This is a genomic window from Catenuloplanes atrovinosus (assembly GCF_031458235.1).
In the GTDB taxonomy this organism is placed as follows: domain Bacteria; phylum Actinomycetota; class Actinomycetes; order Mycobacteriales; family Micromonosporaceae; genus Catenuloplanes; species Catenuloplanes atrovinosus.
In genome coordinates, this window is record NZ_JAVDYB010000001.1 from 8,801,381 (window position 1) to 8,819,052 (window position 17,672).

Sequence of the window (17,672 nt, forward strand, 5' to 3'; positions counted from 1 at the left end):
TTTCTACCGTTCGTGGGGAGTGGTTTACGTGGCCAGGGATCGGCGGCCGCACGTCGCGATCATCGTGGTGAATCTGCCCGCCGAACGGGATCGCCGGGTGATCCGCGAAAGTCTGGCGCTGGAATCCGCGGGTTACCGGGTCACGGTGATCTGCCCGCGCGGCACGCGGGGACTGCGCGAGCTACCCGGCACCCGGGACACCGCGATCCGCGCGTTCCCCCAGCCGTTCGCCGGTTCCGGCGTGCTCAGCTTCGCCGGTGAATTCGCCTGGTCGTTCCTCTGCGTCACGCTGCACCTGCTCCGGCTGCTGGTCACCGACCGGGTCGACGCGGCGCAGGCGTGCAACCCGCCGGACGTGTTCTGGCCGCTGGCGCTGCTGATGCGCCTGATGGGCAAGCCGTTCGTCTTCGACCACCACGACCTCAGCCCGGAGCTCTACCGCGCCAAGACCGACGCGCCGAACGCGGCGGTGCTGCGGGTCCTCACGGTCTTCGAGCAGCTCTCCATGAGGTGCGCGTCCTGGGTGCTGTCGACCAACGAGTCGTACCGGGAGATCGCGGTCGGGCGCGGTGGACAGGACCCGGCGCGGGTCACCGTGGTGCGCAACGGTCCGGCCAGCAGCGAGATCACCCACGCGGCGACGCCGTCCGAGGGCGGGCGAAAGCGCATCGTCTACCTGGGCGTGATCAACCCGCAGGACAACGTACGGGCCGCGGTGCTGGCCGCGTCGCGGCTGGCCGAGATGCGCGGGCGGGACGACTGGGAGATGGTCATCGCCGGCGACGGCGACAGCCTGCCCGAGCTGCGCGCGCTCGCCACCGACCTGGGCCTGGACGACGTGGTCTACTTCGCCGGCTGGCTAGGCGGCGACGAGGTGGACGCGCTGCTGGCCTCCGGCACCATCGGCATCCAGCCGGACCAGCCGGACCCGATGTCGAACCTGTCCACCATGGCGAAGACCGTGGAGTACGTGGCGCGCGGGCTGCCCGTGGTCGCGGTCGACCTGCTGGAGACGCGCCGCACCGCGGAGGGCGCCGCGGTGTACACGCCGTCCGCGCTGCCGGAGGAGTTCGCCAAGGCGCTGGACGCGCTGCTGGACGACCCGGACGGGCGGGCGCGGATGCGCGAGATCGGACTGCAGCGCTTCCACAGCCGGCTGGCCTGGGAGCACCAGGCGGCGGCGTACCTGTCGGTGTGGCGCGAGCTGGTGCCGGTCGCTGCCGTGCCCGCGGTGCCCCGGCAGCGGGAGGCGGCGGACGACTGGTTCCCGTTCGGCGACGAGCAGACCACCCGGCTCGGTGATCGTGAGGCGCGATGACCCGCACCGTCGGCGGGGCCGGGGCGGCATGACCGGCAAACGACGCGCGCTGATCGTCGTGATCGTGGCCGCGGCCCTGGTGGCCGTGGCCGCGGTGGCGTACGCGGGCCGGTTCCTCGGCGACGCCGGCGCGACCGGTGACGAGTACCGGCTGGAGTCGCCGATCCCGCCGTCCGGCGCTGCCACCGGAACCGGCGGGCCGGGCGCCTCGCCCGCGATGACCGACTCCTCCGCCACCTCGACGTCCGTGCCGCCGGAGGCGTCCGCGCCGGCCACGCCCGCCGCGCCGCCGGTGCCGCGACCCGGCGAGGACACCACCGGCGTACCGGCCGGCGTGACGCTCACCGCGTACACCGGGCCGCTGCGGATCACCAAGGCCGGCACCGTGATCGACGGCAAGCGGATCGACGGCTGCCTGGACGTGCGCGCACGCGATGTGGTGATCAAGCGGTCCGTGCTGACCTGCGGCGACATCATGATCAAGATTGAGCAGAAGACCGCGAACCTGACCATCGAGGACAGCGACCTGGACGGCGCCGGCACCGGCTTCGTGGCCGGCTACTGGAACTTCACGCTGACCCGGGTCGACGCCTACGACATCCAGGAGGGTCCGCGCGTCGGCAGCAACGTGATCATCCAGGACAGCTGGTTCCACGGGATGCGCCCGGCCGGCTCGGACGACGCGCACCAGGACCTGATGCAGACCAACGGCGGGTCCAACTCCACGATCCGCGGCAACGTCTTCGACGCCACCAGCGCGGTAGCGGGCGTGTCGTTCAACGCGGCGTTCCAGGTCGGCGCGGAGTTCGAGCCGCTGGAGAACGTGCTGGTCGAGAAGAACTGGTTCAACGGCGGCGGCTACACGGTCAACATCCGCGACGATCCGGAGATCAGCAACGTGCTGTTCCGCGACAACGTCTTCGGCCCCCGGCACGGGTACGGCGCGGTGTCCCGCGCGGACGCGCCCGGGATCATCTGGGAGGACAGCAACGTCGCGGAGTCCGACGGCAAACCGGTGTGGTGACGGCCACCCGCGGGGTTCTTCGGCACCACCGCGCAGCCGGCAGGGAGGCCGCCCGCGGCCGACCGGTGCCCGCGGGAGCACCGGACAGCGGCCACGCCGGAAGCGGGAACATGTCTTCAGAACCCGAGGCCCGACGGCAGCGCGGAGGCCAGTTCCAGCGTCGCCCAGGACAGGCCCATGCCGCCGCTGATCGCGGCGCCGCCGCGGCGCACCGGCCGCAGGTCACGCGCGCTCTCCAGCGCGCCGCGCATGGCGCTGCGGGCCAGCTTGCCCGGGTGCCGCGCGGTCCAGCCGGCGAACGCGCGCTGGATCCGGCGGCGCTGCGCCTCGTCGAGGTCCGCGGACTGGATGGCCTTCCACAACTGGCCCGCGTAGTGCCAGGTCAGCGCGCGCGGCGCCCGCTCCGAGCTGTAGTCGCGGATGTCCCGCCGCGCCGCGCGGGAGGTGAGCCGGCCGGTGTGCTGCCGGTTCCGGTAGAGCGGCGCCGGATAGACCACGACCGGTCCCTGCAACGCCAGTTCGGCCAGCAGCACGCGGTCCGCGTTCCAGAACGGCAGCAGTCCGCGGGTACGGGCGAGCGCCGCGCGCCGGTAGACGCCGAACACGCTGAAGCAGGAGTGCCGGAACGAGGCCAGGTCGCCGAAGCGCACGGCCGGATCCGGGTCGTCCAGGCGGATCAATTCGTCCGGGACGCCCACCGGCGCGCCGTGCTCGTCGATCAGCCGGACCTTGGTGAACGCGCCGATCGCGTCCGGTCGCTGGTCGAGCAGCTCGACGCAGCGCTGGAAGTAGGCCGGGTCGTACTCGTCGTCCGCGGCCACCCACGCGTACAGCTCCGCGCGGCTGAGCTGGAAGACGCGGTTGAAGTTGCCGGGCGCGCCGATGTTCGTCTCGTTCCGCACGTAGCGGAAGCGTGGGTCCTCGGCCGCGACCTCCCGGGCGATGCGCGCGGTGCCGTCGGTCGACGCGTTGTCACAGATGGTGACCTCGAAGTCGGCGAACGTCTGGCGACGCAGGCAGTCCAGCACCGACGACAGGTACCGCTCACCGTTGTAGACGGGCAGACCGATACCGAGCCGGGGCATCGCGCGGCCTCCTCGAAGTGGGTTGGTGCGATGGTTCTACCAGGGGATTCAGCGCCGGTGGAACCCCCGAACCGGCCCGATTTCCCGCGCTGCGGACCTGCGGCCCGGCGCGTCCCCATCTTAAGATCAACTGCTGGCCGTTGTACGTTTTCGCTGCTGGGAGCCGCGTCGATGAGTGAAGCCGGGCCGCACAGCAGCGGCACCGTCCGCCGGGCCGTCGTCTGGTCGTACGTGCTTACCGGCGGTAACTTCGCGGTGACCGGCATCGTGACGTTCGTGATGGCCGCGTTCGTGCCGCCCGCCGAGTTCGGCGTGATGGCGCTGGCGCTGGTCTGGGTCACGTTCGCGCAGATGCTCATGCAGCACGGCCCGGCCCAGGCCGTGGTTCAGCGCGAGGACGTCACCGACCGGCACTTCGACGCCGCGTTCTGGAGCACACTCGGTCTCGCCACCGTGTTCGCCGGTCTGCTGTCCGCGATCGCGCCGCTCTGGGCACGGTGGAACGACACCCCGCAGCTGGCGTACGTCTGCTGGGCGCTCGCACCCGTGATCGTGCTGAACGCGCTCGGCATCATCCCCGACGCGATCCTGCGCCGCCGGATGGACCTGAAGCGCATCTCGCTGCGCGTGCTCACCGTCGCGCTGATCTCCGGCGTGCTCGGCATCGGCGCCGCCGTCGCCGGCCTGGGCGTGTGGGCGTACGCGATCCAGCAGCTCACCATGTCCGCCCTCACCGCCGCCGTGGTCTGGACCGTCACCGACTGGCGCCCCCGGCTCGGCGGCATCGCCCCCGCCCTGCGCGACCTGCGCCGCTTCTCGCTGCACTCGCTCTCCGAGGTCACCGCGTTCTTCGTCTCCAGCCGCATCGACGCGCTGGTCATGGGCGCGTTCTTCGGCCCCGCTGCGATCGGCCTCTACCGTTTCGCGGTACGGATCGTCGAGATGGTCAACAGCGTGGCCGCCGGCGGCATCGGCCAGGTCTCGCTGTCCGACCTGTCCCGGCTCACCGCGGACCGCGCGGCCTTCGGGCGGCGGCTGGGCCAGTTCGTGCACGCCGCCGCGATGCTGATGTACCCGGCGCTGGGCATCCTCGCGGCCACGGCCGGCCCGCTGCTGCGGCTGATCGGCGAGGAATGGGTCCCGGCCGCGGAGGCGCTGCGGGTGCTGTGCGCCGCCGGCGCGATCACGATGATCGGCAGCATCCTGACACCCGCCGTACAGGCCGCCGGCCGTCCCGGCGTCGGTGCGGTGATCGGCTGGGTCGAGGCCGTGGTCGCCGCCGCGTCCATCGTGACCGTGGGGGTGCTGATGGCCGAGGCGCCGCTCAGCGCGCAGGTCCCGGCGATCGCGTGGACGGTCTTCGCGGTGCAGGGCTCGATGACCGCCCTGTATGTGTGGGTGGCGCTGTACCGCGTGCTGCGGTTGCGGGCGCGAACGGTGCTGTTGCCGTCGTTGCCCGCTTTCCTGGCCGGCCTGGCCGCGCTGGGGGCCGGGCTACTGGTGGAGTCCCTGCTGCCGGCGGGATTCGCCGTCTTCTGGGGCCTGGTCGTTACCGGCTGCGTCGCGGTGGTGGTGGCGGTCGGAGTGCTGGCGGGGCTGGATGGGCGGGCCCGGGGGTTGGTGCGCTCGCTGCTCCGCCGTGGATGACGCGTACGCGAGTCGAGGCGGCCTGGTCGCTTGCCGAGGTGGGCGATCTAGACAGCCGGTGGTGGCGCGCCAGCGCCGGTCCTGCTTCCGCGCGCCGGCACCGCGCTGGTCCTGTTTCGGTGCGCCGGCAGGGACCGCGCCGGTCCTGTTTTGGTGCGGCGGCAGGGACCGTGCTGGTCTTGTTTTGGTGCGGCGGCAGGGACCGTGCTGGTCTTGTTTTGGTGCGCCAGAACGAGCCGCGCCGGTCTTGTTTTGGTGCGCCAGAACGAGCCGCGCCGGTCTGGTTTTCGTGCGCCAGCACGGACCGCGCCGGCCTGGCTGCCCCGTCGCCGTCGACCTGCCCTTGGGGTGCAGATCATCGGCAGGGCCGCCACACACCACGACACCACCACCGACGAGACCAAAGCTGGCGGCCCTGCCGATGATCTGCTCGGCTTCGCCCGGGAGACGGTGACGGGGCAGCCAGGCACACGACACGCAACCCATACCACCCACGAAAAGACAACGGGGCCGACGAAACCCGCCGTGACCAGGCAACGCACGCCCATGCCCCGGAGCCAGAGATCCGCCGGAGGCAGACCTTGACCTGCGCCGGGCGGGGCGTTCCGCGAGATGCCGGGCGGAGCACCGGCGAAGGGCAAGGCGAGGCACCCGGCTAGTGCCCAGCGAAGGCGCCCGGCGACGTCAGACAAGGCGCCCAACCCCACCACGACGCAGCCCCGGGCCACGCCGGAACCCCGCCGGCCTAGTTGAAACGCCTGAACACCGGCGCCACCGGCCGCCCCCGGAGGAACCCCTCCACACCCCCCGCTTCCAGCGCCTTCGCGTAAACCCCCAGCGCCGCGTCCACCACCTCAATCGTCCGATCCACATCCGCGTCCGTATGGGCGTACGACACGCTGAACGACGGTGCGATCACCCCGCCCGCGATCAGCTCCTGCAGGAACAGGGTGCGGAAGGGCTGTGACCGTTCACCCGCCGCATCCTTCGTGTAATAGATCAGGTTGCAGTCGCGCCCCAGCACCCCGAAATAGTCCCCGACCCCGTGCCGCTCCGCCGCCGCCGTCACCCCGGCCGCCAGCCGCGCCCCCTGCCGGTAGAGCGTCTCCACGACCGGCTCCTGCGCGTACGTCTCCATCACCGCCATCGCCGCCGCCAGCGCATGCGTCTCCGCCCCGTGCGTCGTCGACAGCAGGAAGACCCGCTCCCGGTCGTGGCGCAGGCCGCCCAGCTCCATCACGTCCGGACGCCCCACCAGCGCGGAGATCGCGAATCCGTTCCCCATCGCCTTGCCGTAGACGGCGAGGTCGCCGGTGACCTCGTGCACCTCCTGCGCCCCCCGGTTGTGCCAGCGGAACCCGGTGAGCGTCTCGTCGATCACCAGCAGTGCGCCGTGCTCGTCGCAGAGGCGGCGGACCGCGGCCAGGAAGCCGGGCGCGGGCGACGTGGTGGTCTCCGCCTCCATCACCAGCGCCGCGATCCGGCCCGGGTTGTCGGTGAAGACCGCGGCGACGCTGTCCAGGTCGTTGTAGTGGAAGCCCGCGGTCAGCCCGCGGACGGCGGCCGGTACGCCGCCCGGCATCGCGGTGGCGCCGATGAACCAGTCGTCGGTGGAGAAGAACGGGTGGTCGGTGCAGATCGCGACCATGTCCCGGCCGGTGTGCGCGCGGGCCAGCTTGACCGCGGCGGTGGTGGCATCGGAGCCGTGCTTGGCGAATTTGACCATGGCGCCGTCGTGCCGGCCGACCGTGGCCAGCAGGCGCTCCGCGGCCTCGACCTCGATCGCGGCCGGGCGGGTGAAGTTGCTGCCGAGCGGGAGCGCGGCGGCGACGGCGGAGACGACGGGCGCGTACCCGTGGCCGAGCGTGACCGCGCGCAGCCCCATGCCGTATTCGATGAAATCGTTGCCGTCCACGTCCCGGACGTGGCAGCCGGCGCCGCGGACGATGAAGCCCGGCGCGTCCTCGGGGTACTGGTCGTCGCCCTTGGCGTAGGTGTGCGCGCCGCCGGGGATCATGGCGTGCGCGCGTTCCCGCAGCTGCCGGGACACGTCGAACCTCATCGCGACTCCTTCTTCAGCGAGCCGTCCGGGTTCTCCCACGGCGGCTTCGGCAGCGTGCCTCCGGTGACGCGGCGGCGGAGCCGGCCGAGGCGGATGCGGGCGCGCCGCGACTCGGCGACCGCGCCGAACGTGGCCGCGCCGCCGATGCGGGTGGCCAGCGGCGCGTCCGCGGTGGCGAGGAACGTGCGCATCACGTCCGCGATCAGCAGCTGGTGGTCGGCGCCGGGCCTGGCCCGCCGGGCGGCCTTGCGCGCCTTCATCGCCAGGTGCGGCTCGTGGTGCGCCATCACGTCGGTGCGGTCGCCGCCGAACGTCATGGCCGGATGCATCCGGCGGTAGAACAGCCGCGACGGTACGGCGTGGAAGCGCCCCTGCAGCACCAGTTCCGCCACGATCCGCGCGTCGCTGGACAGGTACTGCCCGAGCAGGCGGGTGCGGCGCAGCGCGTCCGTCCGGATGACGCCGAACAGCTCGTTGAGCAGCGACCACCGTTGCGCGAAGTGGGCGAGCCGCCGGACCGGGCTGGGGTCGGACAGGTCGAGCCGGTCGTCCCAGTCACCGATCGGGTTGCCGTCCGCGTCGATGATCACGGTCTGCGGGTACGCGCACACCACGCCCGGGTCGGCGTCCAGCGCGGCCACGCACTCGCGGAGCAGCGACGGCGCCATCAGGTCGTCGTGCGCGGTGAGCCGGAAGAACTCGCCGCGGGCCAGCGACACCACGCGCGCGAAGTTGCCGGCCTCGCCCAGGTTCTCGTCGTTGCGGTGGATGCGGAACCGGGGGTCGCGCGCCGCGTACTCGCGGCAGATCTCCCAGGTCCGGTCCGTCGACCGGTTGTCGCAGACCACCACCTCGAAGTCGGTGAAGTCCTGGGCCAGCACGGACTCGAACGCCAGCGGCAGGTAGCGCTCCACGTTGTACGTGGTGAACCCGAGCGTGACCCTCATGCGACCAGCAGCTCCGCGTCCACGCCGAGCGCGGCGAGCTGTGCCGCGATCTCGGTCCGGTAGGCCGGGTTCGTGATGATCACGGCCTTGGGGCGGAGCTCGGACAGCCGCTCCGGCGCCTCCACCCGGTGCGCGGTGACCGGCAGGTAGCGGCCCCACTTGCGCGGGTTGACGTCGACCACGGCGGCGAGCTGCCGCGTGCGGTCCGCGAGCGTCAGGAACTGCACGCCGCGCGAGCCGGCGCCCCACATCACCGGGTTCGCGCCGTCCGCGACGAGTTGCGCGATCCGCTGCTCCCAGCGCTCGCGCTCGTCGTGATGCCGCGCCGCGAACCCGGCGACCGCGGCGAGCGTGCGGTCCCGGTCGGTAAGCAGAGCCGCGGTCGCACCGGAAGCGGCTTTGTTGGCGGATATCTCGATGTACCGGAACATGCCGTGGAAGAACGTGCCGGAGTCCTCGACGGTCCACCCGGCCCGCTCCACGATCTTCGCCAGCGCGTACGCGTCGAAGTAGGAGACGTGCGGGTAGATCACCTCCCACCCGGCGGTGGACAGGTCGTACCCGGCGTCCGGCACCTCGATGTAGCCGTGCACCACCCGGCCGTTCGCGCGCAGCCGCAGGTCGACCAGGAACTCGTACGGGTCGTCGAGGTGCTCGAACCAGTGCCGCGTGGTGAACAGGTCGTACTCGGGCAGCGCGGCGCCGCGCGGTGCGTACCCGCTGTGGAGGACCGCGCCGGACGGGTCCGGACCGGCCGGGCCGGCGTACATCGCGTCGAAGCCGTGCCCGGTGGCACCACCCACGTGGCACAGCTCGCGCAGGAACTCGCCCTGGCCGCATCCGACGTCCAGCACGCGCTTGCCGCGCAGGTCGTAGCGGTCGGCGAGCCGCTTGCACAGCTCCGCGGAGAACGCCTGGAACGCGGGCGAGTGGTGCAGGTTCGTGTCCATAGTGGTGTCGTAGACCATGACCGCCGGATCGAACGCGACGTTCCGCACGTAGCCGCAGGCCGGGCACGCCGCGAGCGTCATCTGCCCGACCGGGCTGTGCGCCGCCTCGTCCCGGTCCGCCCAGTGCACACCGCACAGCACCGGGATCTCGCCCAGGTCGCCGAAGACCTCCAGCTCGGCCTCGCCGCACGCGTCACAGCGCCGGTGTCCGTGTGGTCGGCGCTGAGCCGATGATTCGCTCGCACGCTCGCTCATGCCGGACCGTCCTTCGGGGTGCGGTGTCCGTGTGGTCGGCGCTGAGCCGATGATTCGCTCGCACGCTCGCTCATGCCGGACCGTCCTTCGGGGTGCGGTGTCCGTGTGGTCGGCGCTGAGCCGATGATTCGCTCGCACGCTCGCTCATGCCGGACCGTCCTTCAGGGTGCGGTGTCCGTGTGGTCGGCGCTGAGCCGATGATTCGCTCGCAAGCTCGCTCATGCCGGACCGTCCTTCAGGGTGCGGTGTCCGTGTGGTCGGCGCTGAGCCGATGATTCGCTCGCACGCTCGCTCATGCCGAGACCCACCGCAGCTCGGTGTCGAGCCGGCCGGCCGCGGTGAGCGCGGTGATGCGCTTCAGCCGCTGGTGCCGCTCGCCCATCAGGTCCTCCAGGGCCAGACCGTTCCGGCGGTACGCCTCGACGAGCTGCTCGATCCCCTTCGCGACCGTCCACCGCGGCTGGAACTCCGGCACCTCGGCCGCGATCAGGTCGCAGGTGACCCGGTAGTTGCGCAGGTCCGTGCCGGCCCCCTCGGCGAACGTGACCGTGCCGCCGACCAGGTCGCGCACCAGGTTGGCCACGTCCCGGATCAGGTAGTTCTCCGTCGTACGCCCGATGTTGTAGGCCTTGGCGTGGATCCGCGAGCGGTCGACGGAGAGCAGCGCCTCGAACGCGTGCGCGATGTCGTCCGCGTGCACCAGCGGGCGCCACGCGGTGCCGTCGCTCTGCAGCCGCACCTCGCCGGTGTGCAGCGCGTGCCCGACCAGGTCGTTGACGACCAGGTCGCCGCGCAGGCGCGGGGAGAAGCCGTACGCGGTGGCGTTGCGCAGGAACGTGGGGGAGAAGTCGTCGTCGGCCAGCTCCAGCAGCCCCTGCTCGGAGAGGATCTTCGACTCGCCGTACGGCGTGACCGGGTTGAAGCCCGCGGTCTCGTCCAGCGGCGCGTCGTCCGCACCCTTGCCGTAGAGGCTGCACGAGGACGAGAACAGGAAGCGCGTCGCGCCGGCCTGCTTGGCGGCGCGCGCCAGGCGCAGCGTCGACCGGTGGTTCACCTCGTAGGTGAGCTCCGGGTTCAGGTTCCCGATCGGGTCGTTGCAGATCGCGGCCAGGTGCACGACCGCCTCGATCCGCGCGTCGCGCAGCTGGTCCGCGGTGACGTCGCGCAGGTCGGTGCGGATCGCCGGGACGTCGGCCGGCGCGGGGCCGATCACGCAGTCGGCGAAGAGGCCGACGTCCAGCCCGACGACCTCGTGGCCGGCCGCGAGCAGCCGAGGGACGAGCACGCTACCCAGGTACCCCTCGTGTCCGGTGACGAGGACGCGCATGCCGATCTCCCAGATGTGTTCGTAGGGGACTTCCGCAGCCACGCTAGCTGCGGAAACGAGAGTTCCTCATCGTCTCAACGTTGAGAAAAATCAGTCGTTCGTCAGGCGCGGCGCGGAGCTTCGGACCATCCGGGCCGGGTGCGTCAGCCGCCACATCGCGCCGGTCGCGCCGGTCAGTAGCGCCAGCATGGTGCTGTACGTGGTGAAGCCCATCGAGTCGAACGTGGCCGCCACCGTCACCGCGATCAGCTGCACCGCGATCAGGCACGCGGCCAGGTGCCGGTCCTCCGGCCGGGTGGCCCGCCGGTACGCCAGCACGCCCAGCGAGATCGCGGTCAGGTGCAGCGCGGCGAGCGCGAGCACGCCCAGGACGCCCATGGTCACCAGGTGCTGCAGCCACTCGTTGTCGACGAAGAAGTAGATGGTCGGGATGAACGTGCCCGGCCCGCGCCCGAACAGCGGGCGCTCCGCGACGTACTGGAAGATCACGGCGTAGTCGTCGGTGCGGCCGGTGATGCTGGGGTCGTCCGCCGCGCCGGTGAACATCGAGATGATCGTGCCGATCAGGCCCGGCTTGACCGCCATCAGCGCGCCGCCGAGCAGCACGCCCAGCCCGGCCAGGTTGATCCGCACCCGCCAGCTCCAGGCCGGCAGCATGGCCAGGCAGCCGACCACCAGCGCCACGATGCCGGTGCGGGACAGCGTCATCGGGATCGCCGCGCCCATCAGCACGCCGGCCACCACCGCCCACTGCCGGATCGTCCGCCGGGTGCCGTAGATCGCGTAGTGCACCGCGAACGGCAGCAGGATCGCCATCACGGTGCTGAACTCGATGTAGTGCTGCGCGGTGCTCGCCACCCGGAAGAAGCCGTTGCCGCGGGACATGAAGCCCAGTTCCTCGCCGTGGTGCAGCACCAGGCCGGGGATCTTGATGTACTTCGTGACGTCCACCGCGAGCCCGGCCTGCAGCAGGCCGATGATTGCCATCACGGTGCCGCACCAGACCGAGATCTTCAGCACGCTGTCCAGCCGGTTGCGGTTCGAGACGCCGTCCGCGCAGACCAGCAGCACGCCCAGGAACGCGGCGGTGCCGATGATCGCGCGGTCGGCCGCGTTCGCCTCCAGGGACGGCAGGCCGCGCAGGTAACCGGCCGCGTACGCGGCGAGCACCGACGCCAGGTAGCCGATCGCGGCCCACCGGACCGGCTGCGGGCCGCGCAGCGCGAGCCGCGGGTGCAGCTTGGAGACCAGCCAGCCGAAGAAGAACACCAGGCCGAGCAGCAGCGCGGGACGGCCCAGCGAGCTCAGCTGCTGGACCACCAGGTCCTGCGGGAGCAGCAGGTTGAGCATGACCAGCAGGCTGAGCAGTGCGGCGCCGTCGAGCAGGTGGCGCCGACCGCGCGTGGTGTAGGTGGAGCCGGCCGTGCCGACGTCCTCCAGCAGCGACGGCTCGAAGTCGACCGGGTGGTGCAGCGTGGTGTCGCTCAAGACTGCGTTGCCTCGGTGGGCTCGGCCGCGGGCTTGGACCACGCCGAGTTCGACAGCGGGAGCACGATCGTGGCGTCGTCCGGCATCGGCCGCGGCGTCTCGGCCGGCTGCTTGGGCGGGGTCTTCTGCGGCGCCTTCTGCGTGAGGTTGAGCTGCACCGCGGGCATCGCCGGCTTGGGCGCGGCGGGGTCCGAGCCGTTCCGGGGCGCGGCGATCGCGGGCGGGGACGCGTCCTCGGCCGGGCGGCGCTGGCCGTACACCGCGCCGGCGGCCTTCTTCGCGGACACGGCCGGGGCCGGGGTCGCCTTGACGGTCGGGATGCCGGGGCCGGCGATGACCACCGGCGCGATCCGCTGCGTGCTGGAGATGTCGGCCGGGTCGGCCGGCGGCGGCACCACCGGGCGCGGCGGGATGATCACGGGGACCGGCCCGGGGATCGCGGCGCCGCCCTCCACCTGGTGGCGGGCCCGGCGGCGCAGCACCGCGTCGACCGAGACCGCGACGCCGATGGTCAGGATCAGGCCGACGCCGAAGACGACCACGAGCGCGCGCTTGAGCTTGGTGGTGACCCTCTCCACGCTGTCCGAGTTCTCCAGCGGCAGGGTGGTGATCTTCTCGCCCTCCTGCAGCTTGTAGCCCTCCTGCTTGGTGGAGACCTCCTCCTGGACGACCTTGATGAGCGCGCCGAGCGCGACCCGGGCCTGCTGCTCGGTCGGCGAGACCACCTCGATCGAGATGATCGGCGCGTCGGTGTCCAGCGTGGTGACGGTCCACTCGCCCTGGTAGCCCTGCGCGGCCAGCGAGTCGGCCAGCGCCTTGCTCTGCAGCCGGATCAGCGTGGCCTCGGCCAGCGCGGACGGCTCCCAGGGGTTGACCTCCTGGGTCTTGCCGATCTCCGCCTGGGTGGCGACGGTCGGCGGGATCAGCGTCACGTTGCCGATCGCCTTGTAGTCCGGCTTCACCACGAGCGCCATCCAGACCATGGCGATCACCGTCAGCAGCAACAGTGGCGCGGTCAGGTACCAGCGTCGCCACAGCAGCTTGGCGACATCCGCGAAGTCCATGGGGTCCTCTCGTGGCAGGCGAGGATTCGATCCGCCGGGGATCGCAATGAATATTTAAATCCCCGAACTCCCGAAACTGCGCACGGGCTGTGGTCCTGTGCTGCCTGTGCGCTTGTCAAAGGAGTCTGACCGCGTTTCCCGGTCTTTGGCAACCCTCGACAATCCGACCGAAAAGGACTTCGTGGCAGCCCGGTGATTTTTCGGCGGAGTTCTCCGTTTGCCGAGGTCGTCCCATGGCACACTTGCGGCCGAACACTGCAGGTCACAGGCCTGAGTGACGGATTTCTTACTTCGGGTTCCGATGCCCTGGTACCGCTAATTACCGTTGCCGGGTCCTGGCCGTGATCAAGGTGGGAGTTATGGACGCTATCCCGTGCCGGCTGTGTGGAAACGCACTCACCGAGACATTCGTCGACCTGGGGATGTCGCCGCTCTGCGAAAGCTTCCTGCGCGCCGACCAGATCGACGGACGCGAGTCGTTCTATCCGCTGCACGTCCGTATCTGCCCCGAGTGCCTGCTGGTGCAACTGCCCGCGTACGTGCCGGGTGAGGACATCTTCAGCGACTACGCGTACTTCTCGTCGTACTCCACCTCCTGGGTCGAGCACGCCCGCCGGTACGCGGAGACGATGACCGAGCGGCTCGGCCTGACCGCGGACAGCCTGGTCACCGAGGTCGCCAGCAACGACGGCTACCTGCTGCAGCACTTCGTGGCCGCGGGCATCCCGGTGCTGGGCGTGGAGCCGGCCGCGAACATCGCCGCGGTCGCGCGGGAGAAGGGCATCCGTACCGAATCGGAGTTCCTGGGCGCGGAGACCGGCGCGGCGCTGGCCGAGCGCTACGGCCGCGCGGACCTGGTGGCCGGGAACAACGTCTACGCGCACATCCCGGACCTGGTCGGCTTCACCGCCGGGCTGGCCGCGCTGGTCAAGCCGGAGGGCCTGGTCACGCTGGAGTTCCCGCACCTGCTGCGGCTGATCGAGCGGAACCAGTTCGACACGATCTACCACGAGCACTACCACTACCTGACGCTGCTGACCGCGCAGCGCGCGCTGGCCACCGCCGGGCTGACCGTGGTCGACGTGGAGGAGCTGTCCAGCCACGGCGGCTCGCTCCGCGTACACGCGCGGCACTCCGATCACGCCGGTGAGCCGTCGGCGAACGTGAAGTCGGTGCTGGAGGCGGAGGCCGAGGCCGGACTGCACACCGTCGAGGGGCACAAGGGCTTCGCGGAGGCGGTCTTCCAGGTCAAGCGCGAGCTGGTCGAATTCCTGCTCACCGCGCGGGCCGAGGGCAAGACCGTGGTCGGGTACGGCGCGCCCGGCAAGGGCAACACGCTGCTCAACCACGCCGGCATCCGGTCGGACCTGCTGGCGTACACGGTCGACCGGAACCCGCACAAGCAGGGCATGTTCCTGCCGGGCACGCACATCCCGATCCACGACCCCGCGCGGATCGCCGCGGACAAACCGGACTATGTGCTGGTACTGCCGTGGAACCTGCGCACCGAGATCGGCAACCAGCTGGCGTACGTACGCGAGTGGGGCGGCCGCCTGGTCTTCCCGATCCCGCACCTCGACGTGGTCTGAGCCTGTTCGTCCCCCCGTTCGTTGAAAGGCAGCACAGCGTGAAGGTCGTCCTCTTCTGCGGTGGTTTCGGCATGCGCATGCGGGAAGGTGCCGCCTCGGCCCCCAAGCCGATGCAGCTGATCGGCGACCGCCCCCTGCTCTGGCACGTGATGCGGTACTACGCCCACTTCGGGCACAAGGACTTCATCCTCTGCCTCGGCTACGGCGCGGCGGCGGTCAAGGACTACTTCCTCCGGTACGACGAGACGATCTCCAACGACTTCACGCTGACCGGCGGCGGCCGGGACATCCGGATGTTCTCCACCGACATCAGCGACTGGAACATCACGTTCATCGACACCGGGCTGCGCGCCACCATCGGCGAGCGCCTGATGAAGGTGCGCGAGCACGTCCGGGACGAGGAGATCTTCCTCGCCAACTACGCGGACACGCTGACCGCCTCGGACCTGGACGCCAGCATCGCGTCCTTCCGGTCCAGCGGCGCCGTGGTCAGCATGCTCGCGGTGCCGCCGGTCTCCACCCACCACGTGGTCGAGATGGGGGACAACGGCCTGGTCACGCGCGTGCGCGAGGTGCGGGACCTGATGCAGTACGAGAACGGCGGCTTCTTCGTGATGACGCCGGAGATCTTCGACTACCTGCACGAGGGCGAGGACATGGTCCCGCACGCGTTCGACCGCCTGATCCCGCGCGGCAAGCTCCAGGCGCAGCGGTACGACGGCTTCTGGCGCGCCGCGGACACGTTCAAGGACCGCGCCGAACTCGAGGAGATGTTCGCCCGCGGCGACTGCCCCTGGATGCTGTGGGACGACAACCGCAACGGCGGCCGCAAACTGATCGTGCCCACCCAGCACACCCGCGCCTCCTCGCTCGTCGCCGGCTGATGCGCCCGCTCGCCCTGACCGGCGTGTCGTCGCTGGTCGCGCTCGGCGCCCACCCCGACGACATCGAGATCGCCGCCGGCGGCCTGCTCCTCCAACTCGCCACCGCGAACCCCGGCCTGGCCGTCCGCTACGTGCTGGCCACCGGCACCCCCGCCCGCCAGGCCGAGGCCCGCGCCGCCGCCACCGCGTTCCTCCCCGGCGCCGACCTCACGTTCGACCTCGGCACGCTCCCCGACGGCCGGCTCCCCGCCCACTGGGACACCGTCAAGGACCAGATCGAACGCGCCGCCCGCGAGGCCCGCCCCGACCTGGTCGTCGCCCCCTGGTCCGGCGACGCCCACCAGGACCACCGCACCCTCGGCACCCTCGCCCCCACGGCGTTCCGCGACGCCCTGGTCCTGCACTACGAGATCCCGAAGTGGGACGGCGACCTCGGCCGTCCGTCGGTCTACGTGCCGCTCGTGGAGGAGACCGCGCGCCGCAAGGTCTCGCTGCTGCACACCCACTTCCCGTCCCAGTCCGACCGGGACTGGTGGGACGACGAGGTATTCCTCGGCCTGGCCCGCCTCCGCGGCATGGAATGCCGCCACCGCTACGCGGAGGCCTTCCACACGCAGAAACTCACGCTCACGCTCTCCTGATGCTCCGGCCCAGGGGTTTCCGCGGTCTGGCGCAGCGCCGCGCGCTGCGATCATGGCCGGGAGCCGGGCCGGGTGCGGCCGCCGACCGCCGGCGGTGACCTGCCGGACGTGGGGTCAGCGGGTGGCCTGGCGGGGGATGAGGACCTCGCGGATGATGATCTGGGCGGCGGCTACGGCGGGTATCGCGATGAGCGCGCCGATCACGCCGAAGAGGGAGACGCCGAGGAGGGCGGCGACGATGGCGGCGACGTCGCTGACCTCGACGGAGCGGCGCATGACCTTGGGGTAGATCAGGTAGTTCTCGATCTGCTGGTAGAGCAGGAAGAAGATGGCGCAGGCGATGCCGATCGGCAGCGAGGTGGCCAGGCCGACCAGGCTGACCACGATGGCGCCGAGCGTCGCGCCGATCTGGGGGATGAGGTCGCAGATCGCCACCACGATGGCGAGGGCGAAGGGGTACGAGAGGCCGACGATCAGCGCGAAGACGAAGGTCGACAGGCCGCAGAGCAGAGCGATCGCGAGCGCGCCGACCAGGTAGGCGCCGACCTTGGCGAGGATCTCGTCGCCGATCAGCTGGACCCGCTCGCGGCGGGAGGCGGGGACCAGGAGGTAGCCGGCCCGCTTCAGGCGCTCGAACGAGGCCAGGAAGTAGATGGTCAGGATCAGCACGGTCAGCACGTTGAAGACCGTGCCGAAGAACAGGCGGGCGCCGCCGAAGACGCCGCCGAAGACGCGGGAGGCGTTCTCCGTACTGACCATGGCCTGGACCTTCTCCACCAGGTCGTAGTCCTGGATCAGCTCGCGCAGCGTGCGGCTGCGCTGCAGGTCCTCCACATAGGAGGGCAACTGGCCGACGAACTCGCCGACCTGGGTGACGATCGGCGGGACCAGCGCGGTGATGCCGCCGACGATCAGGCCGACGACGAACAGCACCACGAGCGCCACGGCTATCCCGCGCGGGACGCCCCAGCGGGTCAGGCGCACCACGGCGGGGTGCAGGCCGACCGCCAGGAACAGCGCGATGAAGACCAGCACCAGGATGGACGACGCATTCTGGATGCCGAGGAACAGCGCGTACGCCACGGCCAGGCCGAGACCGCCGAGGAAGCCGGTGAGGAACGGGTTGCGGCGCAGCGGTCGGCCGGGCTCCCCGAACTTCGTCGCACCGAACGCGGCCAGCGCGTCCACACGGTTCATCACGTGCACCGGAGCGGCCGGCTCGGCACCGGGCGCCGCCGGGGGACCGGCCTCGGCGGCCGGGGGCTCCTCGGTACGCGTGGTCTCGGGCTTCTCGCTCACTCGCACACCTCCAGCGCGCAGCGTATCCGCCGTGATGTGGCCATGCCATGAACCACGCGAGGGGCGGCCGTGACCGGCCGCCCCCGTTGCGA

Annotated in this window: 14 protein-coding genes; 6 read left to right on the plus strand and 8 right to left on the minus strand. The window is 71.1% G+C overall.

Annotated elements, in window-relative coordinates; all coding sequences use genetic code 11:
- Positions 1-28: 28 nt before the first annotated feature.
- Together J2S41_RS39385 and J2S41_RS39390 are read left to right on the plus strand one after the other, a co-directional pair.
- On the plus strand, positions 29-1,318 hold the full coding sequence (locus tag J2S41_RS39385) for a glycosyltransferase family 4 protein (protein ID WP_310376068.1): 1,290 nt from the start codon (positions 29-31) through the stop codon (positions 1,316-1,318).
- Between the two features lie 28 nt (positions 1,319-1,346).
- Positions 1,347-2,342 carry a hypothetical protein gene (locus J2S41_RS39390; RefSeq protein WP_310376069.1) on the plus strand — a complete coding sequence of 332 codons (996 nt, stop codon included), beginning with the start codon at positions 1,347-1,349 and terminating at the stop codon, positions 2,340-2,342.
- A 116-nt stretch (positions 2,343-2,458) separates the two neighbouring features.
- Here J2S41_RS39390 and J2S41_RS39395 read toward each other — a convergent pair whose 3' ends face one another.
- Positions 2,459-3,427: a glycosyltransferase family 2 protein gene (locus J2S41_RS39395; protein WP_310376070.1), complete on the minus strand. Its 969-nt coding sequence runs from the start codon at positions 3,425-3,427 to the stop codon at positions 2,459-2,461.
- 171 nt (positions 3,428-3,598) lie between these two features.
- Between J2S41_RS39395 and J2S41_RS39400 the strand changes: the two genes are divergently transcribed.
- On the plus strand, positions 3,599-5,074 hold the full coding sequence (locus tag J2S41_RS39400; protein ID WP_310376071.1) for a lipopolysaccharide biosynthesis protein: 1,476 nt from the start codon (positions 3,599-3,601) through the stop codon (positions 5,072-5,074).
- Positions 5,075-5,819: 745 nt separating this feature from the next.
- On the opposite strand, the gene J2S41_RS39405 is transcribed toward J2S41_RS39400, so the two are convergent.
- From J2S41_RS39405 to J2S41_RS39430, 6 genes are all read right to left on the minus strand, one after another.
- The gene (locus J2S41_RS39405) at positions 5,820-7,136 is read right to left on the minus strand and encodes a glutamate-1-semialdehyde 2,1-aminomutase (RefSeq protein ID WP_310376072.1); all 1,317 of its coding nucleotides are present in this window, start codon (positions 7,134-7,136) and stop codon (positions 5,820-5,822) included.
- Positions 7,133-8,083, minus strand: a complete 951-nt coding sequence (locus J2S41_RS39410) for a glycosyltransferase family 2 protein (protein WP_310376074.1) — start codon at positions 8,081-8,083, stop codon at positions 7,133-7,135. Before J2S41_RS39410 ends, J2S41_RS39405 begins: the two co-directional genes overlap by 4 nt.
- Positions 8,080-9,288 (minus strand): class I SAM-dependent methyltransferase, encoded by a 1,209-nt coding sequence (locus J2S41_RS39415; protein ID WP_310376077.1) that lies wholly within the window; start codon positions 9,286-9,288, stop codon positions 8,080-8,082. The genes J2S41_RS39410 and J2S41_RS39415 overlap by 4 nt, the downstream gene beginning before the upstream one ends.
- A 292-nt stretch (positions 9,289-9,580) precedes the next feature.
- Positions 9,581-10,657, minus strand: coding sequence for an NAD-dependent epimerase/dehydratase family protein (locus tag J2S41_RS39420; RefSeq protein WP_310376079.1), 1,077 nt, complete (start codon positions 10,655-10,657; stop codon positions 9,581-9,583).
- 48 nt (positions 10,658-10,705) lie between these two features.
- Positions 10,706-12,103 (minus strand): O-antigen ligase family protein, encoded by a 1,398-nt coding sequence (locus J2S41_RS39425; RefSeq protein ID WP_310376081.1) that lies wholly within the window; start codon positions 12,101-12,103, stop codon positions 10,706-10,708.
- Positions 12,100-13,167 carry a YveK family protein gene (locus tag J2S41_RS39430; RefSeq protein WP_310376083.1) on the minus strand — a complete coding sequence of 356 codons (1,068 nt, stop codon included), beginning with the start codon at positions 13,165-13,167 and terminating at the stop codon, positions 12,100-12,102. The genes J2S41_RS39425 and J2S41_RS39430 overlap by 4 nt, the downstream gene beginning before the upstream one ends.
- 359 nt (positions 13,168-13,526) lie before the next feature.
- Here J2S41_RS39430 and J2S41_RS39435 point away from each other — a divergent pair, with 359 nt between their 5' ends.
- From J2S41_RS39435 to J2S41_RS39445, 3 genes are read left to right on the plus strand one after another with little or no spacing between them, the layout of a single operon-like run.
- A complete protein-coding gene (locus tag J2S41_RS39435; protein WP_310376084.1) occupies positions 13,527-14,756 on the plus strand; it encodes a methyltransferase domain-containing protein in 1,230 nt (409 codons plus the stop codon).
- A 38-nt stretch (positions 14,757-14,794) separates the two neighbouring features.
- Entirely contained in the window at positions 14,795-15,640 is an 846-nt protein-coding gene (locus J2S41_RS39440; protein WP_310376086.1) for a sugar phosphate nucleotidyltransferase, read from the plus strand.
- Complete coding sequence (locus J2S41_RS39445) at positions 15,640-16,281, plus strand: PIG-L deacetylase family protein (protein ID WP_310376088.1); 642 nt, start codon at positions 15,640-15,642, stop codon at positions 16,279-16,281. Before J2S41_RS39440 ends, J2S41_RS39445 begins: the two co-directional genes overlap by 1 nt.
- Before the next feature lie 114 nt (positions 16,282-16,395).
- Here J2S41_RS39445 and J2S41_RS39450 read toward each other — a convergent pair whose 3' ends face one another.
- Positions 16,396-17,478: an AI-2E family transporter gene (locus tag J2S41_RS39450; RefSeq protein ID WP_310376871.1), complete on the minus strand. Its 1,083-nt coding sequence runs from the start codon at positions 17,476-17,478 to the stop codon at positions 16,396-16,398.
- Positions 17,479-17,672: the final 194 nt, after the last annotated feature.

Bases quoted from the DNA above. Each gene is read 5' to 3' on its own strand.
- J2S41_RS39430 (WP_310376083.1), bottom strand. From the start codon at position 13,167: ATGGACTTCGCGGATGTCGCCAAGCTGCTGTGGCGACGCTGGTACCTG.
- J2S41_RS39450 (WP_310376871.1), bottom strand. From the start codon at position 17,478: ATGAACCGTGTGGACGCGCTGGCCGCGTTCGGTGCGACGAAGTTCGGG.
- J2S41_RS39415 (WP_310376077.1), bottom strand. From the start codon at position 9,288: ATGAGCGAGCGTGCGAGCGAATCATCGGCTCAGCGCCGACCACACGGA.
- J2S41_RS39445 (WP_310376088.1), top strand. From the start codon at position 15,640: ATGCGCCCGCTCGCCCTGACCGGCGTGTCGTCGCTGGTCGCGCTCGGC.
- J2S41_RS39395 (WP_310376070.1), bottom strand. From the start codon at position 3,427: ATGCCCCGGCTCGGTATCGGTCTGCCCGTCTACAACGGTGAGCGGTAC.
- J2S41_RS39435 (WP_310376084.1), top strand. From the start codon at position 13,527: ATGGACGCTATCCCGTGCCGGCTGTGTGGAAACGCACTCACCGAGACA.
- J2S41_RS39400 (WP_310376071.1), top strand. From the start codon at position 3,599: ATGAGTGAAGCCGGGCCGCACAGCAGCGGCACCGTCCGCCGGGCCGTC.
- J2S41_RS39405 (WP_310376072.1), bottom strand. From the start codon at position 7,136: ATGAGGTTCGACGTGTCCCGGCAGCTGCGGGAACGCGCGCACGCCATG.
- J2S41_RS39410 (WP_310376074.1), bottom strand. From the start codon at position 8,083: ATGAGGGTCACGCTCGGGTTCACCACGTACAACGTGGAGCGCTACCTG.
- J2S41_RS39390 (WP_310376069.1), top strand. From the start codon at position 1,347: ATGACCGGCAAACGACGCGCGCTGATCGTCGTGATCGTGGCCGCGGCC.